The organism is Microcystis aeruginosa FD4, assembly GCF_009792235.1.
Taxonomy (GTDB): Bacteria; Cyanobacteriota; Cyanobacteriia; order Cyanobacteriales; family Microcystaceae; genus Microcystis; species Microcystis viridis.
This window is the reverse complement of sequence record NZ_CP046973.1, coordinates 2,883,102-2,905,925: the sequence shown is the minus strand read 5'-3', so window position 1 is coordinate 2,905,925 and position 22,824 is coordinate 2,883,102. Positions and strand designations below refer to the sequence as shown.

Annotated in this window: 18 protein-coding genes and 3 pseudogenes; 2 read left to right on the top strand and 19 right to left on the bottom strand. The window is 45.3% G+C overall.

All coding sequences use genetic code 11. From position 1 onward, the window contains the following. The 19 genes and pseudogenes from GQR42_RS14710 to GQR42_RS14625 form a co-directional block, all read right to left on the bottom strand. Positions 1–2,736 carry a hypothetical protein gene (locus GQR42_RS14710; RefSeq protein ID WP_158200513.1) on the bottom strand — a complete coding sequence of 912 codons (2,736 nt, stop codon included), beginning with the start codon at positions 2,734–2,736 and terminating at the stop codon, positions 1–3. A 38-nt stretch (positions 2,737–2,774) separates the two neighbouring features. After that, on the bottom strand, positions 2,775–3,497 hold the full coding sequence (locus GQR42_RS14705; protein ID WP_147069012.1) for a phage tail protein: 723 nt from the start codon (positions 3,495–3,497) through the stop codon (positions 2,775–2,777). 25 nt (positions 3,498–3,522) lie between these two features. Continuing rightward, positions 3,523–4,452 carry a baseplate J/gp47 family protein gene (locus GQR42_RS14700; RefSeq protein ID WP_158200512.1) on the bottom strand — a complete coding sequence of 310 codons (930 nt, stop codon included), beginning with the start codon at positions 4,450–4,452 and terminating at the stop codon, positions 3,523–3,525. A gap of 9 nt (positions 4,453–4,461) precedes the next feature. Then, positions 4,462–8,277, bottom strand: a complete 3,816-nt coding sequence (locus GQR42_RS14695) for a putative baseplate assembly protein (protein WP_158200511.1) — start codon at positions 8,275–8,277, stop codon at positions 4,462–4,464. A 25-nt stretch (positions 8,278–8,302) separates the two neighbouring features. Then, positions 8,303–8,695, bottom strand: a complete 393-nt coding sequence (locus tag GQR42_RS14690; RefSeq protein ID WP_158200510.1) for a GPW/gp25 family protein — start codon at positions 8,693–8,695, stop codon at positions 8,303–8,305. A gap of 13 nt (positions 8,696–8,708) precedes the next feature. Then, positions 8,709–9,110: a PAAR domain-containing protein gene (locus GQR42_RS14685; RefSeq protein ID WP_158200509.1), complete on the bottom strand. Its 402-nt coding sequence runs from the start codon at positions 9,108–9,110 to the stop codon at positions 8,709–8,711. 41 nt (positions 9,111–9,151) lie between these two features. Then, a complete protein-coding gene (locus GQR42_RS14680) occupies positions 9,152–9,805 on the bottom strand; it encodes a phage baseplate assembly protein V (protein WP_158200508.1) in 654 nt (217 codons plus the stop codon). Then, the gene (locus tag GQR42_RS14675) at positions 9,802–10,869 is read right to left on the bottom strand and encodes a phage late control D family protein (RefSeq protein WP_158200507.1); all 1,068 of its coding nucleotides are present in this window, start codon (positions 10,867–10,869) and stop codon (positions 9,802–9,804) included. Before GQR42_RS14675 ends, GQR42_RS14680 begins: the two co-directional genes overlap by 4 nt. 111 nt (positions 10,870–10,980) lie before the next feature. Further along, the gene (locus tag GQR42_RS14670; protein ID WP_158200506.1) at positions 10,981–11,697 is read right to left on the bottom strand and encodes a CIS tube protein; all 717 of its coding nucleotides are present in this window, start codon (positions 11,695–11,697) and stop codon (positions 10,981–10,983) included. Further along, on the bottom strand, positions 11,688–14,528 hold the full coding sequence (locus tag GQR42_RS14665) for a hypothetical protein (RefSeq protein ID WP_158200505.1): 2,841 nt from the start codon (positions 14,526–14,528) through the stop codon (positions 11,688–11,690). Before GQR42_RS14665 ends, GQR42_RS14670 begins: the two co-directional genes overlap by 10 nt. A gap of 13 nt (positions 14,529–14,541) precedes the next feature. After that, complete coding sequence (locus GQR42_RS14660; protein ID WP_158200504.1) at positions 14,542–15,081, bottom strand: phage tail protein; 540 nt, start codon at positions 15,079–15,081, stop codon at positions 14,542–14,544. Positions 15,082–15,102: 21 nt separating this feature from the next. Further along, positions 15,103–15,240 (bottom strand): annotated as a pseudogene (locus GQR42_RS30035) (DUF6760 family protein); the annotation flags it as partial. Between the two features lie 20 nt (positions 15,241–15,260). Next, on the bottom strand, positions 15,261–15,623 hold the full coding sequence (locus GQR42_RS14655) for a phage tail assembly protein (RefSeq protein ID WP_158200503.1): 363 nt from the start codon (positions 15,621–15,623) through the stop codon (positions 15,261–15,263). Positions 15,624–15,649: 26 nt separating this feature from the next. Next, a complete protein-coding gene (locus tag GQR42_RS14650) occupies positions 15,650–16,078 on the bottom strand; it encodes a phage tail protein (protein ID WP_158200502.1) in 429 nt (142 codons plus the stop codon). 49 nt (positions 16,079–16,127) lie between these two features. After that, positions 16,128–17,255, bottom strand: coding sequence for a phage tail sheath family protein (locus GQR42_RS14645; RefSeq protein ID WP_158200501.1), 1,128 nt, complete (start codon positions 17,253–17,255; stop codon positions 16,128–16,130). A gap of 14 nt (positions 17,256–17,269) precedes the next feature. Beyond that, the gene (locus GQR42_RS14640) at positions 17,270–18,514 is read right to left on the bottom strand and encodes a phage tail sheath family protein (RefSeq protein ID WP_158200500.1); all 1,245 of its coding nucleotides are present in this window, start codon (positions 18,512–18,514) and stop codon (positions 17,270–17,272) included. A gap of 309 nt (positions 18,515–18,823) precedes the next feature. After that, complete coding sequence (locus GQR42_RS14635; RefSeq protein WP_199273192.1) at positions 18,824–19,534, bottom strand: transposase; 711 nt, start codon at positions 19,532–19,534, stop codon at positions 18,824–18,826. A gap of 423 nt (positions 19,535–19,957) precedes the next feature. Further along, positions 19,958–20,230, bottom strand: a complete 273-nt coding sequence (locus tag GQR42_RS14630) for a hypothetical protein (protein ID WP_158200499.1) — start codon at positions 20,228–20,230, stop codon at positions 19,958–19,960. A 204-nt stretch (positions 20,231–20,434) separates the two neighbouring features. Next, positions 20,435–20,608 (bottom strand): hypothetical protein, encoded by a 174-nt coding sequence (locus GQR42_RS14625; protein WP_199273368.1) that lies wholly within the window; start codon positions 20,606–20,608, stop codon positions 20,435–20,437. A gap of 250 nt (positions 20,609–20,858) precedes the next feature. Between GQR42_RS14625 and GQR42_RS14620 the strand changes: the two are divergent. Together GQR42_RS14620 and GQR42_RS14615 are read left to right on the top strand one after the other, a co-directional pair. Then, positions 20,859–22,178, top strand: a pseudogene (locus tag GQR42_RS14620) (IS4 family transposase). Positions 22,179–22,366: 188 nt separating this feature from the next. Next, positions 22,367–22,810 (top strand): annotated as a pseudogene (locus GQR42_RS14615) (Uma2 family endonuclease); the annotation flags it as partial. Positions 22,811–22,824: the final 14 nt, after the last annotated feature.

The following is a 22,824-nucleotide window of genomic DNA, read 5'->3' as shown; positions in this document are numbered from 1 at the left end:
CTATTGAATATTCACAAATACAGCAATATAACCTGTTCCTTTCTCCAGCGGTTCTAAGGCTTTGCCAATAATGGTGCCAAGTTTGGGATCGGTGGCTTTCTTGGCGTGGCCAGGATTGTTAGAGGAGGTAAGTAAGTCACCCACTTCAATCGGGGCTTCTGTAGCGTCCACCTTACAGTGAGCATAAGTACCTAAAATCACCACATACAAATCGCCCCCATCTTCGATAAAAGTGGGATCGTCGGCTCCGATGCGGGTGTCAGGAACCTCTGGTCCTGGAATGGCTTCGCTATCGACAATGCCGATGACTTTGCTGTCATTTTCTTGATCGCAGAGGATGACTTCGGGAAGGGGAATCCTGTTATTTTCGCCACTAAAGCGGGCGATGGGTGTCCCTTTCAGTTTGACCACATCCCCTGTTCGCAAGCGCTGTCCGCTGCGATTAATAAACCGATCTGTGATGTGTCCGGATGACACGCCCCCTGTAATAATCGCTTTCCCGGCAACGTATAAGGGAACACCATTATTAGCCGCGGCATAAACCCCGTAGGCTCGGGAATTGGCCTGAGAAGCATAGGCAGACCCATAGACCCCGTAAACTGGATATTTGATCTCAGTAGCAGTGACACTTACTTCGCCATAGACCCCGTATATTGAGGAGTTTACCTGAGTAGCATTATAAACATCACTCCTGGCATAGACCCCGTATATTGGGGACTGGATCTGAGTAGGGTTAGGACTATAAAAATAGCCCTGGGCAAAGACTCCGTAAACTGGCGAACTTGAATATGATTGCCCCGCATTGGCAAAACCATAAACTCCGTAAGTTTGCGCTCTTTCCTGGCTGGCAGAAGCGCTGCCATAAACTCCGTAACTAATGGCAGATTGCTCTGTAGAAGTAGCAGAAGCGGTGCCAGAAACTCCGAAACTATAAGCATTTGAGAGTTTACCAGTGGTAGAAGCATTGGCAGAGGCACTTACTCCGTAACTCTGGGCGTAGGTACCGTAATAGTTACTATCTATCTGAGAACCGGAAGCAGTGCTAGAAGCATTAGCAGAGCTAGAGAGTCCGTAACTATAGACGTTCGAGTATTCGGAAGCAGTAGTAGAAGCATTAGCACTGTTAGAGATCCCAAAACTTTGGGCATAAGAGAAATTAGAAGTAGTGCCTACCGCGGCAGTCGATGCGTTGGCACTGTTCTGAATCCCGTAAGCGAGAGGGGCGATAGATAAATCATTGGAAGAAGCGGAAGAATTGGTATAGAGGCATCGTTGAAAGCCTTCTCCCTGAACTTGCAAGGGAGACAATTTGTAAGCATTAACTGCTCCATTAGCCAGTTCATTGGTGCCAACTGAACCATCAATGATTTTGGCAGCATTAACTGAATTATCCGCTAATTTCTCAAGGGTAACTGCTGTATTAGCCAGTTCATTGGTGCCAACTGAACCATCAATGATTTTGGCAGCATTAACTGAATTATCCGCTAATTTCTCAAGGGTAACTGCTGTATTAGCCAGTTCATTGGTGCCAACTGAACCATCAATGATTTTGGCAGCATTAACTGAATTATCCGCTAATTTGCCAATAGTAACTGCTACGTTAGCCAGTTCATTTGTGCCAACTGAACCATCAATAATTTTAGCAGCATTAACTGAATTATCTGCTAATTTCTCAACGGTAACTGCGCCATTAGCCAGTTCATTAGTGCCGACTGAACCATCAATGATTTTGGCAGCATTAACTGAATTATCTGCTAATTTGTCAACGTTAACTGCTCCGTTAGCTAGTTCATTGGTGCCGACTGAACCATCAATGATTTTGGCAGCATTAACTGAATTGTCTGCTAATTTGTCAACGTTAACTGCTCCGTTAGCTAGTTCATTAGTGCCGACTGAACCATCAATGATTTTGGCAGCATTAACTGAATTATCTGCTAATTTGTCAACAGTAACTGCTGTATTAGCCAGTTCATTGGTGCCGACTGAACCATCAATGATTTTGGCAGCATTAACCGAATTATCTGCTAATTTGTCAACAGTAACTGCTGTATTAGCCAGTTCATTGGTGCCGACTGAACCATCAATGATTTTGGCAGCATTAACCGAATTATCTGCTAATTTGTTAACGTTAACTGCTCCGTTAGCTAGTTCATTGGTGCCGACTGAACCATCAATAATTTTGGCAGCATTAACCGAATTATCCGCGAGTTGGTCAATTGTCACCTTACCGGAGGCAATTTTGGCACTGGCGAATGTCCGCACGGAATTGTCAGGATTTCCTTCGATCTTATCATTAGCAAGTGTTACCTTTGCTAACAGAATCAGCGTACCGTCATTGCTTGGTGGTGATGTCGTGCTTTTGACTAATGGGCGTTCAGTAATGCGCCTGTATTGATCAGTCACACCACTGGTGGTATCTTTATCAGCCTCATCTTTGACATCCTGATACTCAATCGTCACATATATATCACCAGTCCCAGTGAGGTTGAGGGGTTGCGGTGGTGGGTCAGAGGGTAGGATAATTTCTTTACCCTCTTTATTAATTGCTATACCGGGGCTGATGGTAACTTGTTTGTCACCAGTTTTGCTGACAATTAATCCATCAACTACTCCCCAGCTATGAAGTAATTGATTGTGGCGATAGCGCATATCACGGTGATATGTCTGTTCGTCGATGAAATCTTTTTCTACCAAAAATTCGGAAGTGAAATAATTTGGGCGCTTAATCTCTGCCATAATCTCTAATCTCCATATTTCCTGATATTTGCTAAATTTTAAGGACTTGTGGTTGGTTGTGTGGGCATGGTTCCGAGGATAGTGTTGATTCCTAAAACACTGGAATCTTTATTGCCGATTTGGATAGTTCCGGGATAAATCGGTATAAGTTTGTAATCTGTATGTGCCGGTTTTTCTAGTTGAATCAGTGCATTAGCAATTTCCAACTGTCGTGCTAACTCTTGGGGTTTGCTCTTTAATTCTTCTGCTAAAGCGATAGTAACAGTAAAAAAGTGCGGCGGACCACCACCCAAATAAGTATCTTTCCCGATGGTGGAATGTACCCCAATCTGAAATTCTGCCTCTGCGGTTTCAATAACGCTAGGTTTACCCAGAACAAAAATCCGCAACAGTTCTTCTAAGTTTGTCTTTGTCCCCCGTAATTGATAGTGTTTAATAATATTGGCAATGAACTGTCGCTGGATAATGGGGTTGACATCTGCTCGCAGGCTAAGGGCCGTCCAACTCGCCAGCCAAGAGAGAAATTCATCAGGGGTTTGTTGGGGATCAAAATAAGTCGCCACTCCGGCAATAATTTCTTCTAAGCCATTGGGGGGGAAGTTGCGGTTATTCTCGATTTCAGGGAAGGGAACTTCATCTTTAATTCCCAAAAGTATCTTTTCAAAGGCCAAGAGAAATTGACCGAGGAATGGGTCTGCCTGGTAAATGGCGGGGAGGTACTCGAGCAGGCTGCTGGGGGTTCTGGTAGGAGTGCTAGGCATGAGAATCCAACTTCCGATTTCTTGATTACTTTACGGGAGACTCAAATTTCAGAGCGATAGTACCTGGAACAACAATTTCTTCTGGCTGAATTTTGATCGCTATCAGTTTACCATTGTCTCGCAACAAACGGTCAGGGTCACTTACTGTTAGTTCTTCTTGTTTGTTGGTAGCAGTTACAAAATCTATTCCCTCCAATTTGTCAAGTAACTCGTAAATTTCTGAAACATAAACATTTCGACCAAAAGGCCAGCCTTTGCCGTCTGTACCTCCTGTCAGGGGATGGAGGAACTTTTGCAAGATAGTGATCGCTTTGGGACGAATATCTGCTTCCCGGACATCACGGTTAAGATGTAGAGTCAGCCGCACTCCCACCTCAACATATCGCGGTGCAACTACGTGTACTCTTGTAGTTAACAGCCGTCGAGGTTCGAGGTATTTAGTTACTTTCTGAATTAGTTCTTCTGTCGGCTGGGGTTTTAAAGTTTCTGGTGGGGCATAGGGAACAATCACCACACTGATATGTCCGGGTCTTTTTTCTGGCTTTAACGGGTTTTCTGAGACTAGATTGCGTCGGGGAAGGCAGCGAGTACGGGCTATCTTTGAGTCTGCTGCTAAAGCTAGGTTTTCAAAGTCCTTGCAGGTGACGGCACGTTCTGACTGCCGCAGCTTAAGCACAGTTTCTCGAATTTCTTCATTCAGGGTTTTCTGCGGTGAAGGCTGCCAATCTCGCCCATTCAGCAGTTTCAAGAAAGCGTATTGATTGGTATCTGTCACCCGGTTGAGCCGATAAATCAACAGTTCGCTGAGGTAGGCAAACAACTCAATCAGGGTTATGCCTGGATCGGAGGGATTATAATTTGTCCAGTCCGGTGCGTAGCTAGGAATCAGGCTGAGAGCCTCTTGCACCAGATCCTCATAGCTGCGGTCATCTAGGTTAGGTAATTCTAGCGGCATATTGACTTCTCAGGATTTCTCAAAAAACAGGTTAACAGTATGCTTGCCGGAGTAAACTAAAAAGCGATTTGTTTTCATTACTTGTTTCACCTCCTCTGACAAACTTTCTAGATCTTCCGGGGGATCTACCTTGAGAGAGCGGATATAGTCCACACCGGAGACAGATTCCAGCAGGGCGTAGAAGTCTGAATTGTGCGGTTTGCGACCAAAGTCCCAACCCTTGCCATCTAAGCCACCGGTGAGGGGATGTAAGAAGCGAGTAAGAGTTTGATTGACCGCCCCCTCAACTGCACTTGCTCCTTCTAGAGAGGTGAGGGCAATATCTGCGGTGACACTCACGCTGAGATACAAAGGTCCAACTACGGCGATATTGGCAGTAGGAATCCCATAGGTTTCCAAGTAGTCTTGGACGCGGTTGAGCAGTCCTATACTAGACAAGGGTTTAATCTCGGTGGAACGGGAGACAATAATAATGCTAACATCTCCCGGTGTGATAGGGTTTAGATCCAGTGGGTCATCAACCAGATTGCGTAAGGGAACGCATTTCGCCCGCACTACCTCTGGGGAAGCCAGTTTGGCTAAGTCTTCGTAATCTTCTAGGGTGACGGCGCGATCGCCGTGGCGGATGGTTCCAGGGAGGCGATCGCGCAGGGATTCCAGGGTCTCTGCTTCTGTACCACCCACCGCCGCTTGTAAGTTGGTTACTTTCTCGATGTAGGGAACTGTGGTTTTCAGTTGCACAATACTATCAACAGGTTTATTCCCCGCTTCACCGCCGCCTGTCTGATACCGCGCTATCCTTAGATTACCAGTTCCCAGAGGCGGAATCAGCCCGTTGCGTCCGTTACCAAACTGAATTTTGCCCGTAAGCTGGTCGAGGACGTAGTGGCGATCGCGAGAACTTGAGCCATAAAAATCAGCAACTTGCTGCCATTGTACCCAGACTTCTCGAGAATTGGGAATTGGGGTAATCGGGTTGCTATTTCCTTGCAGTTTTAGTCTCTCTAGCTCTAGTTCTGAAGGTTTTTCTGGTTCTCTGACCTCCAATTGTGGGTTTTGCAGGACGGGAAAGCGAGTCGTTTGGAAAATTTGATTTTCTGACCCGTTACTAGAACCTAAAATTTCCTTGACAATCGTGATCGTTTGGCTGGCAAAAGTTGTATTGAGGGCAAGGTTGATGATTCTAGGTTCAATGAGATAGTCTCCTGTTTCCCACTGTACCCGTAACCAGTAACGTTCCCATAAGTCAAACTCGGCTTTAGTTTGACAGTCAGCCGGAACCAAGAATTTAATTAATCCTGAAAGGGTGAAATTTTCGCTGCCATCCTCGACCGTAAGTTTTGACCAAGCTTGTCCATTCCAATATTGCCAAGATAACCAGACTGGCGACCTTGGTGGTAGTTGGTCTGCCACAAAGGTTTCTAAAGTAGCAGTATAAATAGTAGCAAAAGTATCAGGACGGCTCAGGCGCACAAAAGCAATATCTCGGTTTTCCTGATTGAGATCTTCGGGAATAGTAATCTGCACTTTTAAGGATTTTGTTTCCCCAGGAGCAAGAGTAATTGAAGTCCCTGCTTCTGAGATTGTCGTCTCCCAATTATTGCCCGAAATTTCCACTCGCCAAGTGACTGATTGATCCGTATCATTTGTTACCCACAGGGGATGAGTGACTCTCCCAGTTGTCCCAACTTGACGACTGTAGGGGGGAGAAAGAGGGATAAATTTTTCCCCATATTTCAAGTCTGCTAAGGAGACAAAAAGACTCAGAGGACGATTGGGGAAATTGGATCGAGTTGGCGGGAGGGTAAATCCTAGATATAACGAAGGATGAGATTCTGTGAGGGCTTCAAAAGGAATAAATGGTTGTTCTTTCTGTTGAATGTATGTAAAGTTATTGTAGGTTTGACAAGCAGAAAGGGACTGAGTAGCATCATAGGTATAACTTAGGGTTAGGGATTTGAGCAAAGGGGGAGAAAGGGTGTTAGAAATTAACCATACTCCTGTCCCCACTGGATGAGGCGATTGTAGGGCTTCTGTCAACGTCAGGCTATTATTTGAGGTATTAACAACCCCGATAGTTCGGACCTCCTGAGTGTTAGTTCCCGTGGCAATTTGGATGCGATCGCCTGGCATAAACCCCCGGCTACTGTTGACGATAATTTGCTCGGTGTTTTCCCTAATTTCTTGTCTGAGGGTAGTAAAAGTAGGGGGTTGAGAGGAAGTCCCCGTGCCATAGTTTCCCCGAACAATCCGCACGCGAATCCAATAATTAGTCTTGCTATTAACTTCACCTAATCCTATCTGATTGGGCAAAGTAAAAGTAATTGAGCCGCTTTGGGTGAATTTGGCAGTTGCTGGACTACTGGGAGTTACCAATAATGGCTGCCAAGCCTTGCCATCCCAAGCATCGAAGGCTAATTCAACTTCATTTTCGCTGTTGACGGGGACAGTTTCATTGAGGGCGATGTTGACTGTTATCCTAGCCCCTGCTTTGGCCAAGACTTCCTGACTGGCTAGGTAGAGTGTGTCACTGAGGCGGGGGTTTTCGCCAAAGGGAAAGAAGTCTTTGGTTAGGTCGAGGGGTGAAGAATTGGTAAAACCGAGATCAGGCAGTAAATTGGACTGAGTAACGCTCACTCCTGCTGTAATCCTTTGAATTTTCGGTAAGGGAGGAGAACCAGGGATTAAAGACTGATTGAGCGCAACTTTCAGCCAGGACGCTTCTACACCGTTGATGATTTGTTTAACGGGAACGGGAAAGTTAGGAATTGATACTTGCCAACTTTGGTTATTTTCTGAGGTATTACTGACTAATTGGCTGATTTGACCTTCTGGATCAATCGCTAGGCGAGCTAACCGGAGATAGACTCCAAGGGGATATTGGTTGGCTTCTGCCTCTAGCAAAGTTGAAATGCGTGGTGTATTAGGATTTTCTAGATCGTAAGAGATTGTTAGGAAGACTGTTTGATTCCTGTAGTTTTCTGGTAGATTAACTTGCTGAGGATTATTGAGTTTAATTTTCTGTCCTTGATTGTCAACTGCTTCCCCAGGGCTAATAATAACTGTCCTGCTCAATTGAGGATTAACTGTAACAGTTAAGCCACTGATGATATTTTTCAGTTGGGCTGAGAGGGGATGCCAATCTTTACCATCCCAATAAAACCAAGTAAGGGGGAGTTCTGCTAACTTCTGAGCATCCTCAGATTGAATTGTTAAGAGGGCGGTTTTAGCAACTGGTAGGGTGAACAGGTCGTCGCAAGCTAAGTACAGGCTGTGCTCGACTCCCGCATCGCCATGAAAGACAAAACCCGCAGTTGAAGTTCCGGTCGTCAGCCAAGCAGTGCGATCGCTCCAGGTATCCTGCTGCGGCTCCTGCACAAATACGGAGGTGAGTTGAGCAGCGGTAACGACTAATTCGGCTTCTGTTTCAAAGATGACCGGGGCTTTTTCCCCTTCCGCTGGGGGAGCGGCTACCTGAGTTCCCACTGGAACCACTACATCCACTGTAGAGCCAGCCGCCAAAGAAAAGGTCAGGGGAGTGCGAGCGGCTTGAGGTGGGAGGCGGGAGGCTCCTAACAAGTCCAGGAATGCCAAGAAATTCTTGTCTGGGACTTGGTTCAAGCGCTCGATGATAATTTCGGCAAAGCGGGCGAAGGTGCCAATTAAGGCGGCACTGATAGTCCCCTTTTTCGGCAGTCTCTTGCCTGTTACCGGCTCTATTTCATCTTCCCGCCAAGTGGGTGCATATTTAAGCAGTAATTCCTGCAACTGCTGGGTAATCTCAGTTGCTGTGCGCTTGTCAATTTTCGGGGCTGATTTAACCATTGAATTAGGAATTAGGAATTAGGAATTACATTCTTTCTAAATAAAACGGATAGACGAGATTAAAAACGTTATTACTTGCTCGCACCTGATAGTCAATACTGATGATCAGTTTTTCTCCGTCGCTGTCGGATTGGGGAATCACTTGAACGTCTAGTACATCAATGCGAGGCTCGAACAAGAGCAAAGCTTCTCGCACTTGTTGGGAAATTTTGCCAGCGGTGGCTGCTGTATTCATTTCAAAAACGAGGTCGTAAATCCCGCAGCCGAAATCGGGGCGCATCACGCGCTCGCCCTTAGCCGTCGCCAGAATGATCCAGATGGACTGACGGACGCTTTCTTCGTACTTTGCCCATTTGAGCGCCCCCGAATCGACCTGAATGGGGAATCCTACGCCAACACCTAAAAAAGATTTCTCCATCTCCATCCTCCCCTTAACCAATTAAGACAGTACCAACAGCAATGACCTGTCCTACGGGCAAATCGGCTGGATCATTGCACGTCTGGGCTGTATCGCTGTTACGCGCTGCCATCTTACCGTTGATCTTGACGGTTGGGCTACCGATTTTAATGGTGGCTTTGTTGGCAGGAGGTTTCTGGAATGCCGTACCAGGAGGGGTAGGGATATGGGGCGGAGTGTTGTCTGCCGTGCTGTCCACGGTGGCGGCTGCCATCCCCATAATCTTGACATCTGCACTGAGGTGGCCGTTGATGATGCCAATAAAGGGGTGGGGAAGAGGAGTCGGAACTGGTGGCCCTGGCGGTGCTGGCACCATGACAATGTGGGTGTCGGTGGCAATAATTTGGTCGCCTTGTTTAGCTGCGGGTTGTCCCATAATGGATTTTAGATTTTAGATTTTGGATTTTGGATTTAAAACTAATTGAGGTTGATAGTTGCGCCTTTAAGATTCATGGTGGCGCTGGCTTTGATATCCATGCCTGCACCAGCTTCTATTTTGCTGTCGGCGGAAGACTTAATTTCGATTTTTTGTGCGTCTAGTTTGATCGTCCCTTTAGTAGCAGAAAGGGTAATGTCTTTGTCAGCAGTAATAGTAATTGTGTTATTAGATGTATCGAAAATTAGACTGTTATTGCCACTTTTATCGATAATCTCAATAGTTTCTTTGCCATCTTCATCATTGAGACGAATGGCATGACCGCTGCGAGATTTGATCAGCCGCAGGTTATTTTTCCCGTCGCTATTATTAGCTGGAGGTGCATCTTTGCCATTCCAAAGAACCCCCAAAACGTAAGGAAAACGCGGGTTTCCCTGCTCGAAACCTACCAGAACTTCATCATCTACTTCTGGGAGAAAGTAGAGCCCTCTTTCTTTGCCGGCCATTGGGGCAGCAATTCTCGCCCAGTTGCTTTCATCTTCATCTTTATCGCTAAGCCAAGGAAATTTCAACTTGACTCGACCTAAGTTATCCGGGTCTTTATTGTTGGTAACTACACCTACGACCACTCCGAAAATACGACCAGCGATCGCTTCCCTAGTTTCCGTATCTACTGTCACCTCAAAGAGATTCATATTGCATTCCTCCGAATTGTAAAATAGGTGAAGTAACCGCGAGGTCCGTAGCGATGGCTGGCCGCGGTGACGTAATACAGTCCACTAAATCGTTCCCCAATACCATCGATCTCAATGACTTTACCAGCCCGTACTTGGGTATTACCCCGACAAATGCCTTGACCAGTAATCAATCCTAGTACCTCCCGATTAAATTGAGCTTTAGCAAATTGATCAGCCTCAGCTTGACTGGCAACGGGGCGATCGCTAATGCCTCCTATCCCCTCACCGAAGGCACTCTCACTAAGCTTGGCACCACTCAACTGTCCCCCCATCGTCGAGACTTCATCCCCTGCCTTAGCCTGTCCAAGAACTTTTTGCTTGTCCTTGACACTCCAGCCGCGCACTGACACCTGGTTCACCTGTCCGAGAGAGGAGAGGCGGGGATAAAATTCCAGCAGGTTATCTTCCAGAGTCAGGGTTAAGACGGCGCTACTGGCATTCCCTACCGGACGGAACAAGAGGGTTTTGTCCTCTACTACTACCTCATACTGGAGCTGCCGCGCTCGTGCTTGCAAGAATTCCAGATCGGTCTGGTTAGCCTGCATAATATAGTCATGGGTGACTTGGCTATCTTCGGCTTTGGCAGTAAGTCCTCCTTCACTGGCAATTTGAGCGGCGATGTCGCTGTCTTTTTTCTGGAGGAAAGTACGAGTCTTGCGTCCTCTTTGTAGTCGGTGGCGGCGATCGTAACCGCGCACGATCAAGCTAGGCAGGCGATTAATCGTAAATTCTGGTTCTAATCCGGTAATTTCTCCCTTAATTAAGGTGGCCACTTGGCTCCCATAACCCAGTTTAACCTCTACTTCGGTACCAAGAGCAAAAAGAGCGTCATCGAGTAAGGAAATCTGACTATTCTGAGTTTCAAGTCCAGTCAGTTCCACTGTGAACATACTGGGTAGAGTCAGGTCATCCTCAACGGTGATGCTAATAACCTGAATTTCTGTCTCAATTGGCAGTGGTGAACCGCCAATTTTCAGAGCAAAACTCGGTAACAGCAAATTTGGCGTACTCGTTGTCGGCATTATCGATAATTCTCCTGATTTTAGATTTTAGATGAGTTTTTTCCCTGTTCCCTGTTCGCTGCCATATAACTCTGTCACCTGCCCAATTCCCAATTCATAATTCATAATTCATCAACGTAGTTTCGGAATAATTAGAGGATTGCTCACTTTTAAATGGCGCGGATCGTCTAGATTATTTGCTTGGGCGATAATGCGCCAGAGATTGGGATCTCCATATACTTCCGCCGCTAGGCTACTTAAAGTATCTCCTCGCTTGACTAGGCGTGTCGTTTGTTCTGGATCAGTTTGTTTGAGGTCTTTTTCTCGATCAATCCATTCAGTAAAAGTCACTGTCAGCCTAGCGCGTAGGGGTTTGCCATCACTTTTGAAGAGGGTGAAGTTTTGCACCAAGTTAGTCACCACTCCAATAAAGGGAAACTCAGGTGCATCAAGGGGATTTCCCCAAGATAGTTCACAAATTGGGGGTTGCTGAGGATTAGCATCCCGTTCAATGCGCGTCAGTTTGACAATTTCATTGGTAAGTTGGCGCACGTCATCAATCTTGACGGTCTGACCCTGGCGCATGACAGGTTCTGTAACATCGAAAAACAATTCTAGATTTAGGATGCGACCTCCGCCTCCCCCAAATTGCAAAACTGGTGCATTCAAGTTTCTCTGGACAGCAATTTGCTTTGAGATGTCTGTTGAAGTACCAGCAGATACTTGCTGACTCCAGGTGACTGGTTTGGTAATTGAGTAAGCAGTCGGATTGAATTGCACCGTAATTTCTCGCAGCTTAGACGGTGGTAGAGGTTTAATCTTTAATTTAGTAGGTGTTTCTAGTGCCATTGGCTTATCCCCCGACGTTCACGTTCAACGGTTAACTGGCGAAACAGCAGACGGCTGACTTGTTCGGCAATGTCTGCCACATTGACTACCGGAGTCTGGTTTGCTGTCTGAGCGATCGCTGGTATAGCAGCATTTGATGGCATAGCTTCCATCTCGGAAGCCGTATTTGACATCTGGCGCAGGATATTGGGACGATTAGGATTGACTGGGATACTGACTGACGGCAAAGAGGAGTCAGTATAGCCGTTGTTGGCGGCGGAGAAAACTGTCCTCGCTGGTTCACTGGTAGTTTTACGCCAAACCAGATTGGTCGGGACTGAGAGGTTTCCTGGAACCTCTCTAGAGGGAATTTCTGGGACGACGGCGATCAAAGTTGTTGCTAATTCGGAGTTAACGGCGGCAATATCTCTATTTGCTTGATTTCCTGACTGTTTTTGTCCTCCGATCGCCTCTCTGTGTATTGTACCTGAACCTGTTGTTAGTCGGTTAGATTCTTTATCTAGCGATTGTAAGCTTTGCCGCAGCAACAAGGGGGTTGCTGTGCTTAAATTGCTTACTTGAGGTTGTCCTAATTCAACTGAGGTAACTTTTGTTTCTCCTTCTGTTGACGCAACTATTGCCTCTGATTGGTCTAAAGTAGCTGCTGATTCTGAGTTAGAAGTGGAAGTATTTATTCTTTCATTAATTGTTCTCAAAGGTAAAGTAGATTCTCCCGAAGTGGCTGTTAAAGAATCTATCTTTTTTTCCTCAGATGTTTCGTCGGGTTGCTGCAAGTTTTTTCTGAATACTAAAGGATTGGTTATTGCTTCGTTACTAACTAAAGATTGTTCTTGTTCAATAGCATTAACTTTTGTCTCTGGTTTGAGAGATATTTCTGCTGATTCTGAGTTAGAAGTGGAAGTATTTATTCTTTCAGTAATTGTTCTCAAAGGTAAAGTAGATTCTCCCGAAGTAGAGGTTAAAGAATCTCTCTTTTTTTCCTCAGATGTTTCGTCGGGTTGCTGCAAGTTTTTTCTGAATACTAAAGGATTGGTTATTGCTTCGTTACTAACTAAAGATTGTTCTTGTTCAATAGCGGTAACTGTTGTCTCTGGTTTGAGAGATATTTCTGCTGATTCTGAGTTAGAAGTGGAAGTATTTATTCTTTCATTAATTGTTCTCAAAGGTAAAGTAGATTCTCCCGAAGTGGCTGTTAAAGAATCTATCTTTTTTTCCTCAGATGTTTCGTCGGGTTGCTGCAAGTTTTTTCTGAATACTAAAGGATTGGTTATTGCTTCGTTACTAACTAAAGATTGTTCTTGTTCAATAGCATTAACTTTTGTCTCTGGTTTGAGAGATATTTCTGCTGATTCTGAGTTAGAAGTGGAAGTATTTATTCTTTCATTAATTGTTCTCAAAGGTAAAGTAGATTCTCCCGAAGTGGCTGTTAAAGAATCTATCTTTTTTTCCTCAGATGTTTCGTCGGGTTGCTGCAAGTTTTTTCTGAATACTAAAGGATTGGTTATTGCTTCGTTACTAACTAAAGATTGTTCTTGTTCAATAGCGGTAACTGTTGTCTCTGGTTTGAGAGATATTTCTGCTGATTCTGAGTTAGAATTGGAAGTATTTATTCTTTCGGTAATTGTTCTCAAAGAGGAAGTAGATTCTCCCGAAGTAGAGGTTAAAGAATCTATCTTTTTTTCCTCAGATGTTTCGTCGGGTTGCTGCAAGTTTTTTCTGAATACTAAAGGATTGGTTATTGCTTCGTTACTAACTAAAGATTGTTCTTGTTCAATAGCATTAACTTTTGTCTCTGGTTTGAGAGATATTTCTGCTGATTCTGAGTTAGAAGTGGAAGTATTTATTCTTTCAGTAATTGTTCTCAAAGAGGAAGTAGATTCTTCCGAAGTAGAGGTTAAAGAATCTATCTTTTTTTCCTCAGATGTTTCGTCGGGTTGCTGCAAGTTTTTTCTGAATACTAAAGGATTGGTTATTGCTTCGTTACTAACTAAAGATTGTTCTTGTTCAATAGCGGTAACTTTTGTCTCTGGTTTGAGAGATATTTCTGCTGATTCTGAGTTAGAATTGGAAGTATTTATTCTTTCAGTAATTGTTCTCAAAGAGGAAGTAGATTCTTCCGAAGTGGCTGTTAAATAATCTATCTTCTTTCCTTCAGATACTTCGACTGGCTGGTGCAAATTTTGGCGCAACAACAAAGGATTTGGTGTGCTTAAATTGCTTACTTGAATCTGTTTTAATTCAACTAAAGTAACTTTTGTTTCTTCCTCTTTTGGCGCAACTGTTCTCGGTGGTTGAGCTAAGGTAGCCGCTGGCTTGGAGTCAGGATTTGACACCGTTACACTTTCAACAATTGTCCGCAAGGATGGGCTATTTTTTTCAGAAGTGTTTGCTGGAGCATCTATCTTCTCAGAGGAATTTACTTGTTTACTTAAAGAATTAGAATCTGGTGCTAAGGGAACAGCTTTGCGACTGAGGCGAAAAGTTTGACCGGCTTGGGAATCAGAAATCTTTTCTATTGTTGGCGCAATCTTCTCCTGATATATCCGTTCAGATAACATTGCTGAAGACAATTGGCTAGTGAGGTTCGGTTCGGTTGTAATTGGCTGCACTGGTGTAGCCAACATTAATTCCGTACCGCTACCTGGTTCACTCTCACCAAAAGCATAACGAGATTGCCACCTTTCTAGGAAACGGGAACGCTGAACCATCCAGCTTGGAACTCGTGCTAATTGAGTCTGGAATTGTTTTAGGTTAATCACCCCAACAGGTTCACTGTGGCGGCGAAGGAGACGCTCTACCAGAACAGATTTTTCATCAGGAGAATCGACCATCTTATACACCTTTTTAGAAACCAATATTGACAGATGCACTTAGTTCAGCGGCGATTCCTCCTACCAAACTACTCACGCTAGGACGGCTGAGTCCTCGGTGAAATAATTCGACGCTTTCAAAGGCGACGTTGCCTGAATCTGCTCGCAATTCTGGGCCAGTCCACTTATAAGGAAAAGCTTCTTTAAAGTTCCACCAAATGACCGGGATGCGCTGCTTGTTCAGCAAATAAATTGTGCCGTTTTGGCGTTCAATCTTGCCTTGAACTACATCCTGATGCCAACTCCACAGTCCATCAATCGGGGTAAGTCCGTGTTTGAGAATCAAGGCTGGGGATTTGCTGCGCCAGGCAAAGCGATGTATGTAGTCATTGACACCGCCTTCCTGGTACTCTTCAATAGTAGTTTCTACCTGCAAACCGCTACATTCAGAGAACCCTCCTGCCAAAATTCCTTCAATCTCGACCAAAAAATTGAAGACCTGATAGGGATCGCTGCGAATTCCCAAAAGATTGGTCGCCAAACTGAAAGCGGCGTTTAAGCCCAAGGATGGCATCGGTTATTTCCTCCTGTTTGCTCAAGTTTGTTCGTTAAAACGCTGGTTAATCTTGGCGATTTCTGCTACCCACTGCTGGCGTTCTGGGTGTTCCAATCCCAGAATTTGTTCCGGCTGCCAGTGAAAGTGGTAGGCGATGTAGGCTACCTCCTCATAAAGCCGTTCGAGGGGGTAGCGCCTTACTCCCCCAAGCTAGTGAGTTCCACGTCAAACTCTTTGTCGCAGTAAGGGCATTGGGTATGAACCCGGTTGTGACCATTTTGATTGATGCGGCAGTAGAGGTCTTGTAAGTAAGCCAAATCTGCCGCGTACAGTCCTTCAATCACCTTCGGGTTGATATACTCCAGGCTGCCAAGCTTAGCGATGACCCGCGACAGCAGGACGATCAGCAGATAAGCTTGGTTGCTACGGACACGGGGATCTTTGAGGGGGGCAATTTCATCGAAGGCAGTGGCTAGGCGCATCACACCTTCCCGATGCAGGTTGCCTTCCCCATCTATATACCCCAGGGGTAAGGTAAAGGGAAATTCAGTCTGGAGCATGATTGGGTGATCAGTTTAGCTGGGGATTAAGCTTTAACCATTTCTTCGTGGACAATTTCTAGGGTTTCAATAGCTACTTCATTGCTGGTGGCATTAAAACTTGGTCCTGTCCATTTAGAAGGCCAGGCTTCCCGCAAATTCCAGCGCAATTTTTCTTCCTGCGCTTCGTTGAATAGGACAATCGAGACATTTTTGCGGGTGGTTTTCCCACTGATCACGGTTTGTCGCCATTCCCAGAGGGTCTTGGAATCGGTGATGCCCCGTTTTAAGGTAATTGGCGCGAATTTATTCAAACCGGTCAATTTACGGCCGTGGTTGGCATCGGTTCCTTCCCGATAGTCAACGGGATCGGTTGTCGCATCTAGACCGCTGCATTCGCGGAAGCCTGCTTCTTGAATGCCGTCGATTTCAACGCGAAAATTGAAACCTCGATAGGGATCAACTCTGTCAGCCATAGAAAATCTCCTTGTTAAACAGCCAGTAAGACAATTGAATGGTTAGTAATCAAGCGGTTGGGCGAATTTCCACGCTTCCCGCCCGATGAACGATCCGAATCACGAGAAACTCAGCAGGAGCAGCAGTTGCTAAACCAATTTCAGTTAGCACCTCTCCTTTTTCTCGGAGGTCGGTCGGGTTAGTTTCAGCATCGCACTTGACATAGAATGCCTGGGCTGGGCTGGCTCCCTGGAGTGCCCCTGACTGCCACAGTTGGGTTAAGTAAGCACTCAGTTCTCGCCCAATTCTCACCCACAAGCGGGGGGAATTGGGTTCAAAGCTTGCCCAGCCGAGATTTTGGTCGATCCACCGCCCCAAGGTGAGGAATAGCCGCCGGACGTTGAGATAACGCCAGTTGGGAGCTTGACTGAGGGTCCGCGCTCCCCAGACGCGCAGTCCGCGACCGGGAAAAGCCCGCAGGCAGTTGATGCCAAAAGGATTCAACTCACCTTGAAGGGAATTGTCGATCGCCACTTGCAAATCGAGGGCATCCTGAATCTCTTCATTGGCTGGGGCTTTGAAGACACCCCTAGCGCGATCGCTGCGAGCAAAGATACCAGCAATATGACCGCAGGGGGGAACCCAGCGCCCTTGGGTATTTTTCAGCCAGGGATAGTAGAGAGCCGCGTTAATCGGTTCGGGTTGGCCGCGGACAATTGCCTCTTGCTGCTTTTTGACTGTCGCTAGAGCATCGAGAAGGGCCAAGCGATCGCCCTGTTGGGCGCATTGTTGCAACATTGCCTGTTGCACTTGGATAATAGCACTTTCATCCGTCAGCTTCATAGCATCGGGAACTGCCAGTAAGTCCAAATCCTTCAGGGGAGCGAGAGACGACAAAGCCGCTTCTAAGGCTGATTTTGGCTCTTGATTGGAGTCTGCTCGCACTACATAACAGCGAGTACCCCCATTGGCAAAGAAGCCAGTCACTGCCTCTAATAGATAGCCTTGGGCGATAAATTTTTCGCTGAATTCTTCCTGACGGTGTAATGCCCTTGGGGTGTTGATGGGGAAATCCTTCTCTGATGGCTTAGCCTGAAAGAAGCCGACGAATCCAGGAATGCCAGTGGGTAGCTTGGCTTCTGGTTGGCGGAAGCTTTCCTTTCGATAGACACCTGGCGTTTTACAGTCGATCTCCATAGCTCACCTCTTTTTTAGCTGGTTTGGGCCATCTGGCTGATGCGGAAGATGACAAATTCAGCCGGACGGACAATCGCCACGCCAATTTCCGTGACGACTTGGCCCAATTCGCGCAACTCGGGCGGATTGTTTTCGGCATCGCACTTGACGTAAAACGCCTCCTGGGCTGTATTGCCAAACAAAGCCCCCGAGCGCCAGACATTGGTGAGGAATGCCGAAACGTTGCGGGTAATTTGTTGCCAGAGGGCGGGAGTATTCGGCTCGAAGACCACCCACTGGGTGCCTTCGTCAATCGATTCCCTCAGAAAGAGCAGGGTGCGGCGGACGTTGATGTATTTCAAGTCAGCATTGTCATCGCCGCCGACGGTTCTGGCTCCCCAGACTAGGATGTTGCCATTGAGGACGCGGATGCAGTTGACTCCTTTAGGATTCAAGTTATCCTGGTCAGCTTTACTGAGGGGCTGGCTCACGTTTTGTGCGCCAAAAATTACCTCATTGGCCGGTGCTTTGAAGACTCCCCGCTCGTTGTCAACGCGAGCATAGACTCCTGCCAGATGTCCACTAGGGGGGACAATGAGCGACCCATCACCACTAGGATTTTGTAGTTTAGTCGCTGGGTCAAAAACCTTGATCCAGGGGAAATACCAGGCGGCCAAATCGGTTCTTTTCGGCATGACTCCTGAGTCAGCCGGAATTTTGGTCAGAGTGGTTAAATCGTCAGCCGTTGATGGCCCATCTAAGATGGCAAAGCGATCGCCAGTGGCTTGACAATGAGCTACCACTTTATCTCGGATCGCGTCATCGGTGTTTCCTGGGATTGCTACCAGTGAAATTGGATCGATCGCGGCAAAAGCTTTGAGAGCATCATCAAGTTGTGTATTGTCAACAATCCGCACTACATAGCAACTGCTGCCGCCATTGTTGAAAAATCCGTAAACTGCGTGAGCCAGGTGTTGGTGTCCAGGATTAATGGCAGGATTGGCATCTGCCGTTGCTGCCTTTGTTTCGTCGCCGATTAGATCGCCAAAGAATTTGGTAAATTGGGTCCAATTGGTAATCAATTTAGCTATCTTGGCCGGCGGCGGCGCAAAGTCCACAAACTTAGTGCTTCCTGGCGTTGTCGGCTCTTTGGCGACCAGGTGGATTTTGTCTGGTACAATTCCAATAAATCCGGGGATGCTGGTGCTAACTCCGGCGATCGCTTTGACTGCTGAAGGTACTTCTTCAACATAAACGCCCGGAGAAAGATATTGAGGCATAGCCCTCTCCTTAACAAAATATTTGCTTAATCTCCATGCTAGCACTTTTGGTCTATTGTGACTCCTCTCTAGAGGGGTGACAAGGAGATTAAAGTCTAGTGGTCTGTCAAGGTTGATTTTATGAGTTTAGGAGATAATGGAGGGACTATCAATTGTCCACGACTCCATTACCCCAAGAACCTACTGGTCTGTCAAAGCAATAATGACGGATAATAGCAGAGGTAAACTCAGCCTAATTTCAGTAGATGGAAAAGTTTGAATAACCAGAGTATTTAGTAACATCTGATACAAAATACTTAGAGAAACTAATTAAGAAAACTTATGTCTAAGAAAAAAGACTATTGCTATTAGCCAGAAGGCAAATAGATAGATAGTATCAACAACTTGATAGATTTTATCAACGGCTTGCCTTAAAAACGATAGCATTTGTTGAAAAGTAAATAACTCTCGATAAATTAAGCGTCCACCCCGTCTCGGAAAACAAACTTTTCGCCATAATAAATTAATCCAAATATTAACAAGAAGAAAGGAAATTCCGATAAATAATAAACGAATAACTGGCTTTTTATTAGTGGTTTTAAGGCGACAAATATTTTTAATTCTATAGCTAGTCTCAATCCCAAACCGCTGACGATAGGCAGTATGAATATAATCTAGTTTAATAGATGGTAAATAAACGACATAAGCAAAATATTGAATTCCCTGCTGGTTTCTCTTGCCTTTTTTATATTGACAAACTATCCATAAATCAAAAGTTACACAATTATTTTGGTCTTTCCCCATAGTGGAAGTAGTTTGATAACTTTTATTTCCTTGAATAAATTGCTTAATTCCCCCTGTTTTACCTCGGATAATTGCTGGCATAATGAAAGGGATTTTTAAAGCTTGTAACCAACGAATAACAGCAATACTAAAAAAGCCTCGGTCTAAATAGGGTTTGCTGAAAAAGTCTTTTAGTGGGGACAGGGTGTGGGGTGTAGGGTGTGGGGTGTGGGGTTTTACCAGTTTTGAGGTGGCCAATTACCTAATTTTCAGGGAAAAAGTGCCTAAATTTCCCCCCGATCACTGCCATATCCAGTACTTTTTAATTGACAAAAGGTCTAAAAGTCTTACCCAACAAGGTTTTTAGCTTTATTCAGCAAACCCTAAATAAAGAGTTTTAAAATCTATCTTTAGAGAAGAGCCTAATGCTAATAAATAGGTAATAATGGCGACAGTTGTGTCCGTATTCCGAATCCCCCTGATAGCTAAAGTTAATCTTTTTCCTTTTTTAATAAGATATAAGGTCGCATAAGCATAAAACGAGCAAGTTCCCTGTTTAGCCTGACTTCGGTAAATATAAGGTTTTTCGCTATCAGATGGTTCACCATAATAAGGAATTAAATTTAGGTCAATTGCTAATTTAAGCTTTCTTTTTTTGATTCTTGGTAATACCTGACTTTGTCAGGCTAGATTAACTGGCGACTCTAAGGTATCAAAATCATTTATTTTGTCTAAGTGATGGCGAATATTTCGACCACACCTAGCATTTTTAAGCATTTTAGATGTGTTTTCAATGCTGTCACAATTGCTGGCTGCCCTGACTAATATTTGATACAAGTCTGAGGCAGTAAATCCACCCTGAGTTTCGAGAGGGATATGTTGAATTAAACAATCAATTGTTGTTGGTAATGTTTCTGATTCTGTTAGTAGTATTTGGCGGTTTTCGTTAATCAATTTTCAAATTTATTGCTGAAGTTTATTGAGTTTATTCTAACATTTTTATGTTTTTTTGAGCGATTTTTTCTTTGATTAGTCAATCTAGATATAGATAACTTTTACTTATCATTAGTCGTTGCCTGAGTACATAAATACTAAAAAAATCCCTAATTTTTTAGCCCCTATCATTTAGCGATCGCTATTGGACAAAAACTTTTCCATCTACTGAATATTGAGGTGATGGCTCAAACGACCAGCAGTTGGTTGGGGTTTCTTATCCCAAGGTCCTGTAGCGAGCGGTTCGCCGACAGCAGCGATCGCTTTAAGTAAACAACCAGCCAACAAAGCCAGACCAATTCGACGCAGGATAGAATTCTCCGTCCAAGCTCTCGGCATCTCCATCCCCGCTCATTCGTGACAAGTTAAGGTCGTGCATCCTTTGTCAACTAGGTAATTACAAAATGTTACAAACCCTCAAAGTGCTTGCTAGTTCTAGCTTTGAAGGGTTCACTCCCGCACCGCAATCGCCACACTCCCTCAACGATTTGCGAAACTTGGAATAGAAAAATCCTCCTCCCGATGGTGAGACCTGATGAGTACAAAGCGCAAAACCAATCGTGACCACGCCAAAAAAGTCCAGCGTCCGATGGTGGAAGATGAAGCGATAGCAAACCAATTAGAAAACCTAGTTAAACCAGCCATAACCGCCCAAGAAAACTATTACCGTCAACTAGGATTAAGAGACCGGATTCTTAACCTCCCGTTGATGGTAGCGGCGGTATTAACTCTACTGTGGCGGGATGTAGCTGGAGTTAGAGAACTAAGCCGAATGTTAGCCAGAGAAGGGTTTTTATGGTGTTCACCCATCCAGGTAAGTCAACAGGCAGTTTCCCAAAGATTCTTAACCTTTCCCTCTCAATTGTTCGAGGGAGTCTTCAAGGAATTGCTCCCCCAATTAAGACAAGCTTGGCAGTGGAGAAATAAGCGTCCCCTGCCCGAAAGTGTTCAGTGGACCTTAAGCAAATTCGAGAGAATTTGGATAGCTGATAGTTCCACCTTAGAAGCCTTGTTTCGGAAACTGAAAAGCTTGGCCGATGTACCCCGAGGACAACTAGCCGGAAAAATGGCTATAGTAATTGATTTAATGAACCGACTTCCTGTAGAGATTTGGTTTCAAGAAAATCCGAAAGCTTCTGATACTAAGTTAGAATCGGATTTGTTAAGCTTAGTCAAGACCAACACCTTGCTGTTAATGGATCGAGGCTTCTATCACTTTTACTTTTGGCAGCAACTAATTGACCGGGGGATTCATTTTATTACCCGCTTGAAGAAAGGAGCCGCGATTCAAGTCCAGCAAGTTTTTACCGATAGTTATGGGCTTCGAGACCGCTTAATTCGCCTCGGCTCAGGAACTAAAGAGACTCCTTATATTACCTTACGTCTCCTTGAAGTGCGTTCGAGAAAGATTTGGCATTCCTATCTGACTTCAGTGCTTGACCCCAATATTTTACCTCCCTACGTTGTCGCTGATTTGTATCGACGGCGTTGGCGAATCGAGTCCGCATTTAACACGGTGAAACGACTGCTGGGGCTAAGTTATTTGTGGACTGGTTCTCTTAATGGAATTAAGTGGCAGATTTGGGGTACTTGGCTATTTTATGCGGTTTTAGTAGATTTAGGTGATGCTGTCGCTGACGAACTTTCTTTACCCTTTGACCGTATTTCTTTAGAAATGATTTATCGCGGTCTGTATCATTTTTAGGTGGCGCACCAAAAAGGCTTGGCTTCTGACCCCGTGAAGTATTTTGCCGCACCGGAGAATCGAGATTTAGGTATTGTTAAACAGCAGCGAAAACCCAATGTCAAACTTATTGTCGCCCCTTTTCCTGACCGACAACGAAGTTCGTCTGAATTCTTCTTCCAACCTTTTTCCCAAACCCCCTTGACAACTGGCATCCAGGCTTAACTTGTCACCAATGGTTAAGGCAGGTGCGGAACCCCGCAAGGGAAAGAAGCAGAAACCCAAATCGTGAGGTTTGGGAATCACCGTCCGTTTACGGCGGTGAGGATGTCAACCTACCAGCTTCTCCGATTTTGGATACTGCTCGCATAATCGCGAGCTCCTTGCGGGGTTGTCTGCTAAAATGGTAAAACACGAGTAGAAGGGGAAGGTTTAAAAATAGAGAGAGATTAGAGGTTTATAAGCTTATAGCGGGGAAATACGAGCTTTTAGAGCCGGAAAATAATCGGGTATGGTTGCCAGAAATCGGGTTAGCGTTGGGATATGAACAGGGAGAACATATCGCTTGGGTGCGAGAATGGCTGTATTGGTATGATCAATCGGGAAATCGCTATTTAACCGCAGAGGAAAGGGCGAGGGCAGCGGCGGCGAGCGCCGCTCAAGCAGGTTTGCTCGCCCAGCAAGAACGTTTGCTCGCCCAGCAAGAACGTCTAGCGAAAGAGGAAGCGGAAGCGAGCGCCGCTCAAGCAGGTTTGCTCGCCCAGCAAGAACGTTTAGCCAAAGAGGAAGCGGAACAAAAAGCCCAACGACTAGCGGCAAGACTAAGATCACTGGGTATCAACCCCGATGAAAGATAAGGGTGGGGTTCCCT

Bases quoted from the DNA above. Each gene is read 5' to 3' on its own strand.
- GQR42_RS14675 (WP_158200507.1), bottom strand. From the start codon at position 10,869: ATGCCGACAACGAGTACGCCAAATTTGCTGTTACCGAGTTTTGCTCTG.
- GQR42_RS14665 (WP_158200505.1), bottom strand. From the start codon at position 14,528: ATGGTCGATTCTCCTGATGAAAAATCTGTTCTGGTAGAGCGTCTCCTT.
- GQR42_RS14710 (WP_158200513.1), bottom strand. From the start codon at position 2,736: ATGGCAGAGATTAAGCGCCCAAATTATTTCACTTCCGAATTTTTGGTA.
- GQR42_RS14625 (WP_199273368.1), bottom strand. From the start codon at position 20,608: ATGCCGAGAGCTTGGACGGAGAATTCTATCCTGCGTCGAATTGGTCTG.
- GQR42_RS14690 (WP_158200510.1), bottom strand. From the start codon at position 8,695: ATGGAGAAATCTTTTTTAGGTGTTGGCGTAGGATTCCCCATTCAGGTC.
- GQR42_RS14695 (WP_158200511.1), bottom strand. From the start codon at position 8,277: ATGGTTAAATCAGCCCCGAAAATTGACAAGCGCACAGCAACTGAGATT.
- GQR42_RS14670 (WP_158200506.1), bottom strand. From the start codon at position 11,697: ATGGCACTAGAAACACCTACTAAATTAAAGATTAAACCTCTACCACCG.
- GQR42_RS14700 (WP_158200512.1), bottom strand. From the start codon at position 4,452: ATGCCGCTAGAATTACCTAACCTAGATGACCGCAGCTATGAGGATCTG.
- GQR42_RS14645 (WP_158200501.1), bottom strand. From the start codon at position 17,255: ATGGAGATCGACTGTAAAACGCCAGGTGTCTATCGAAAGGAAAGCTTC.
- GQR42_RS14655 (WP_158200503.1), bottom strand. From the start codon at position 15,623: ATGCTCCAGACTGAATTTCCCTTTACCTTACCCCTGGGGTATATAGAT.
- GQR42_RS14660 (WP_158200504.1), bottom strand. From the start codon at position 15,081: ATGCCATCCTTGGGCTTAAACGCCGCTTTCAGTTTGGCGACCAATCTT.
- GQR42_RS14650 (WP_158200502.1), bottom strand. From the start codon at position 16,078: ATGGCTGACAGAGTTGATCCCTATCGAGGTTTCAATTTTCGCGTTGAA.
- GQR42_RS14685 (WP_158200509.1), bottom strand. From the start codon at position 9,110: ATGGGACAACCCGCAGCTAAACAAGGCGACCAAATTATTGCCACCGAC.
- GQR42_RS14680 (WP_158200508.1), bottom strand. From the start codon at position 9,805: ATGAATCTCTTTGAGGTGACAGTAGATACGGAAACTAGGGAAGCGATC.
- GQR42_RS14705 (WP_147069012.1), bottom strand. From the start codon at position 3,497: ATGCCTAGCACTCCTACCAGAACCCCCAGCAGCCTGCTCGAGTACCTC.
- GQR42_RS14640 (WP_158200500.1), bottom strand. From the start codon at position 18,514: ATGCCTCAATATCTTTCTCCGGGCGTTTATGTTGAAGAAGTACCTTCA.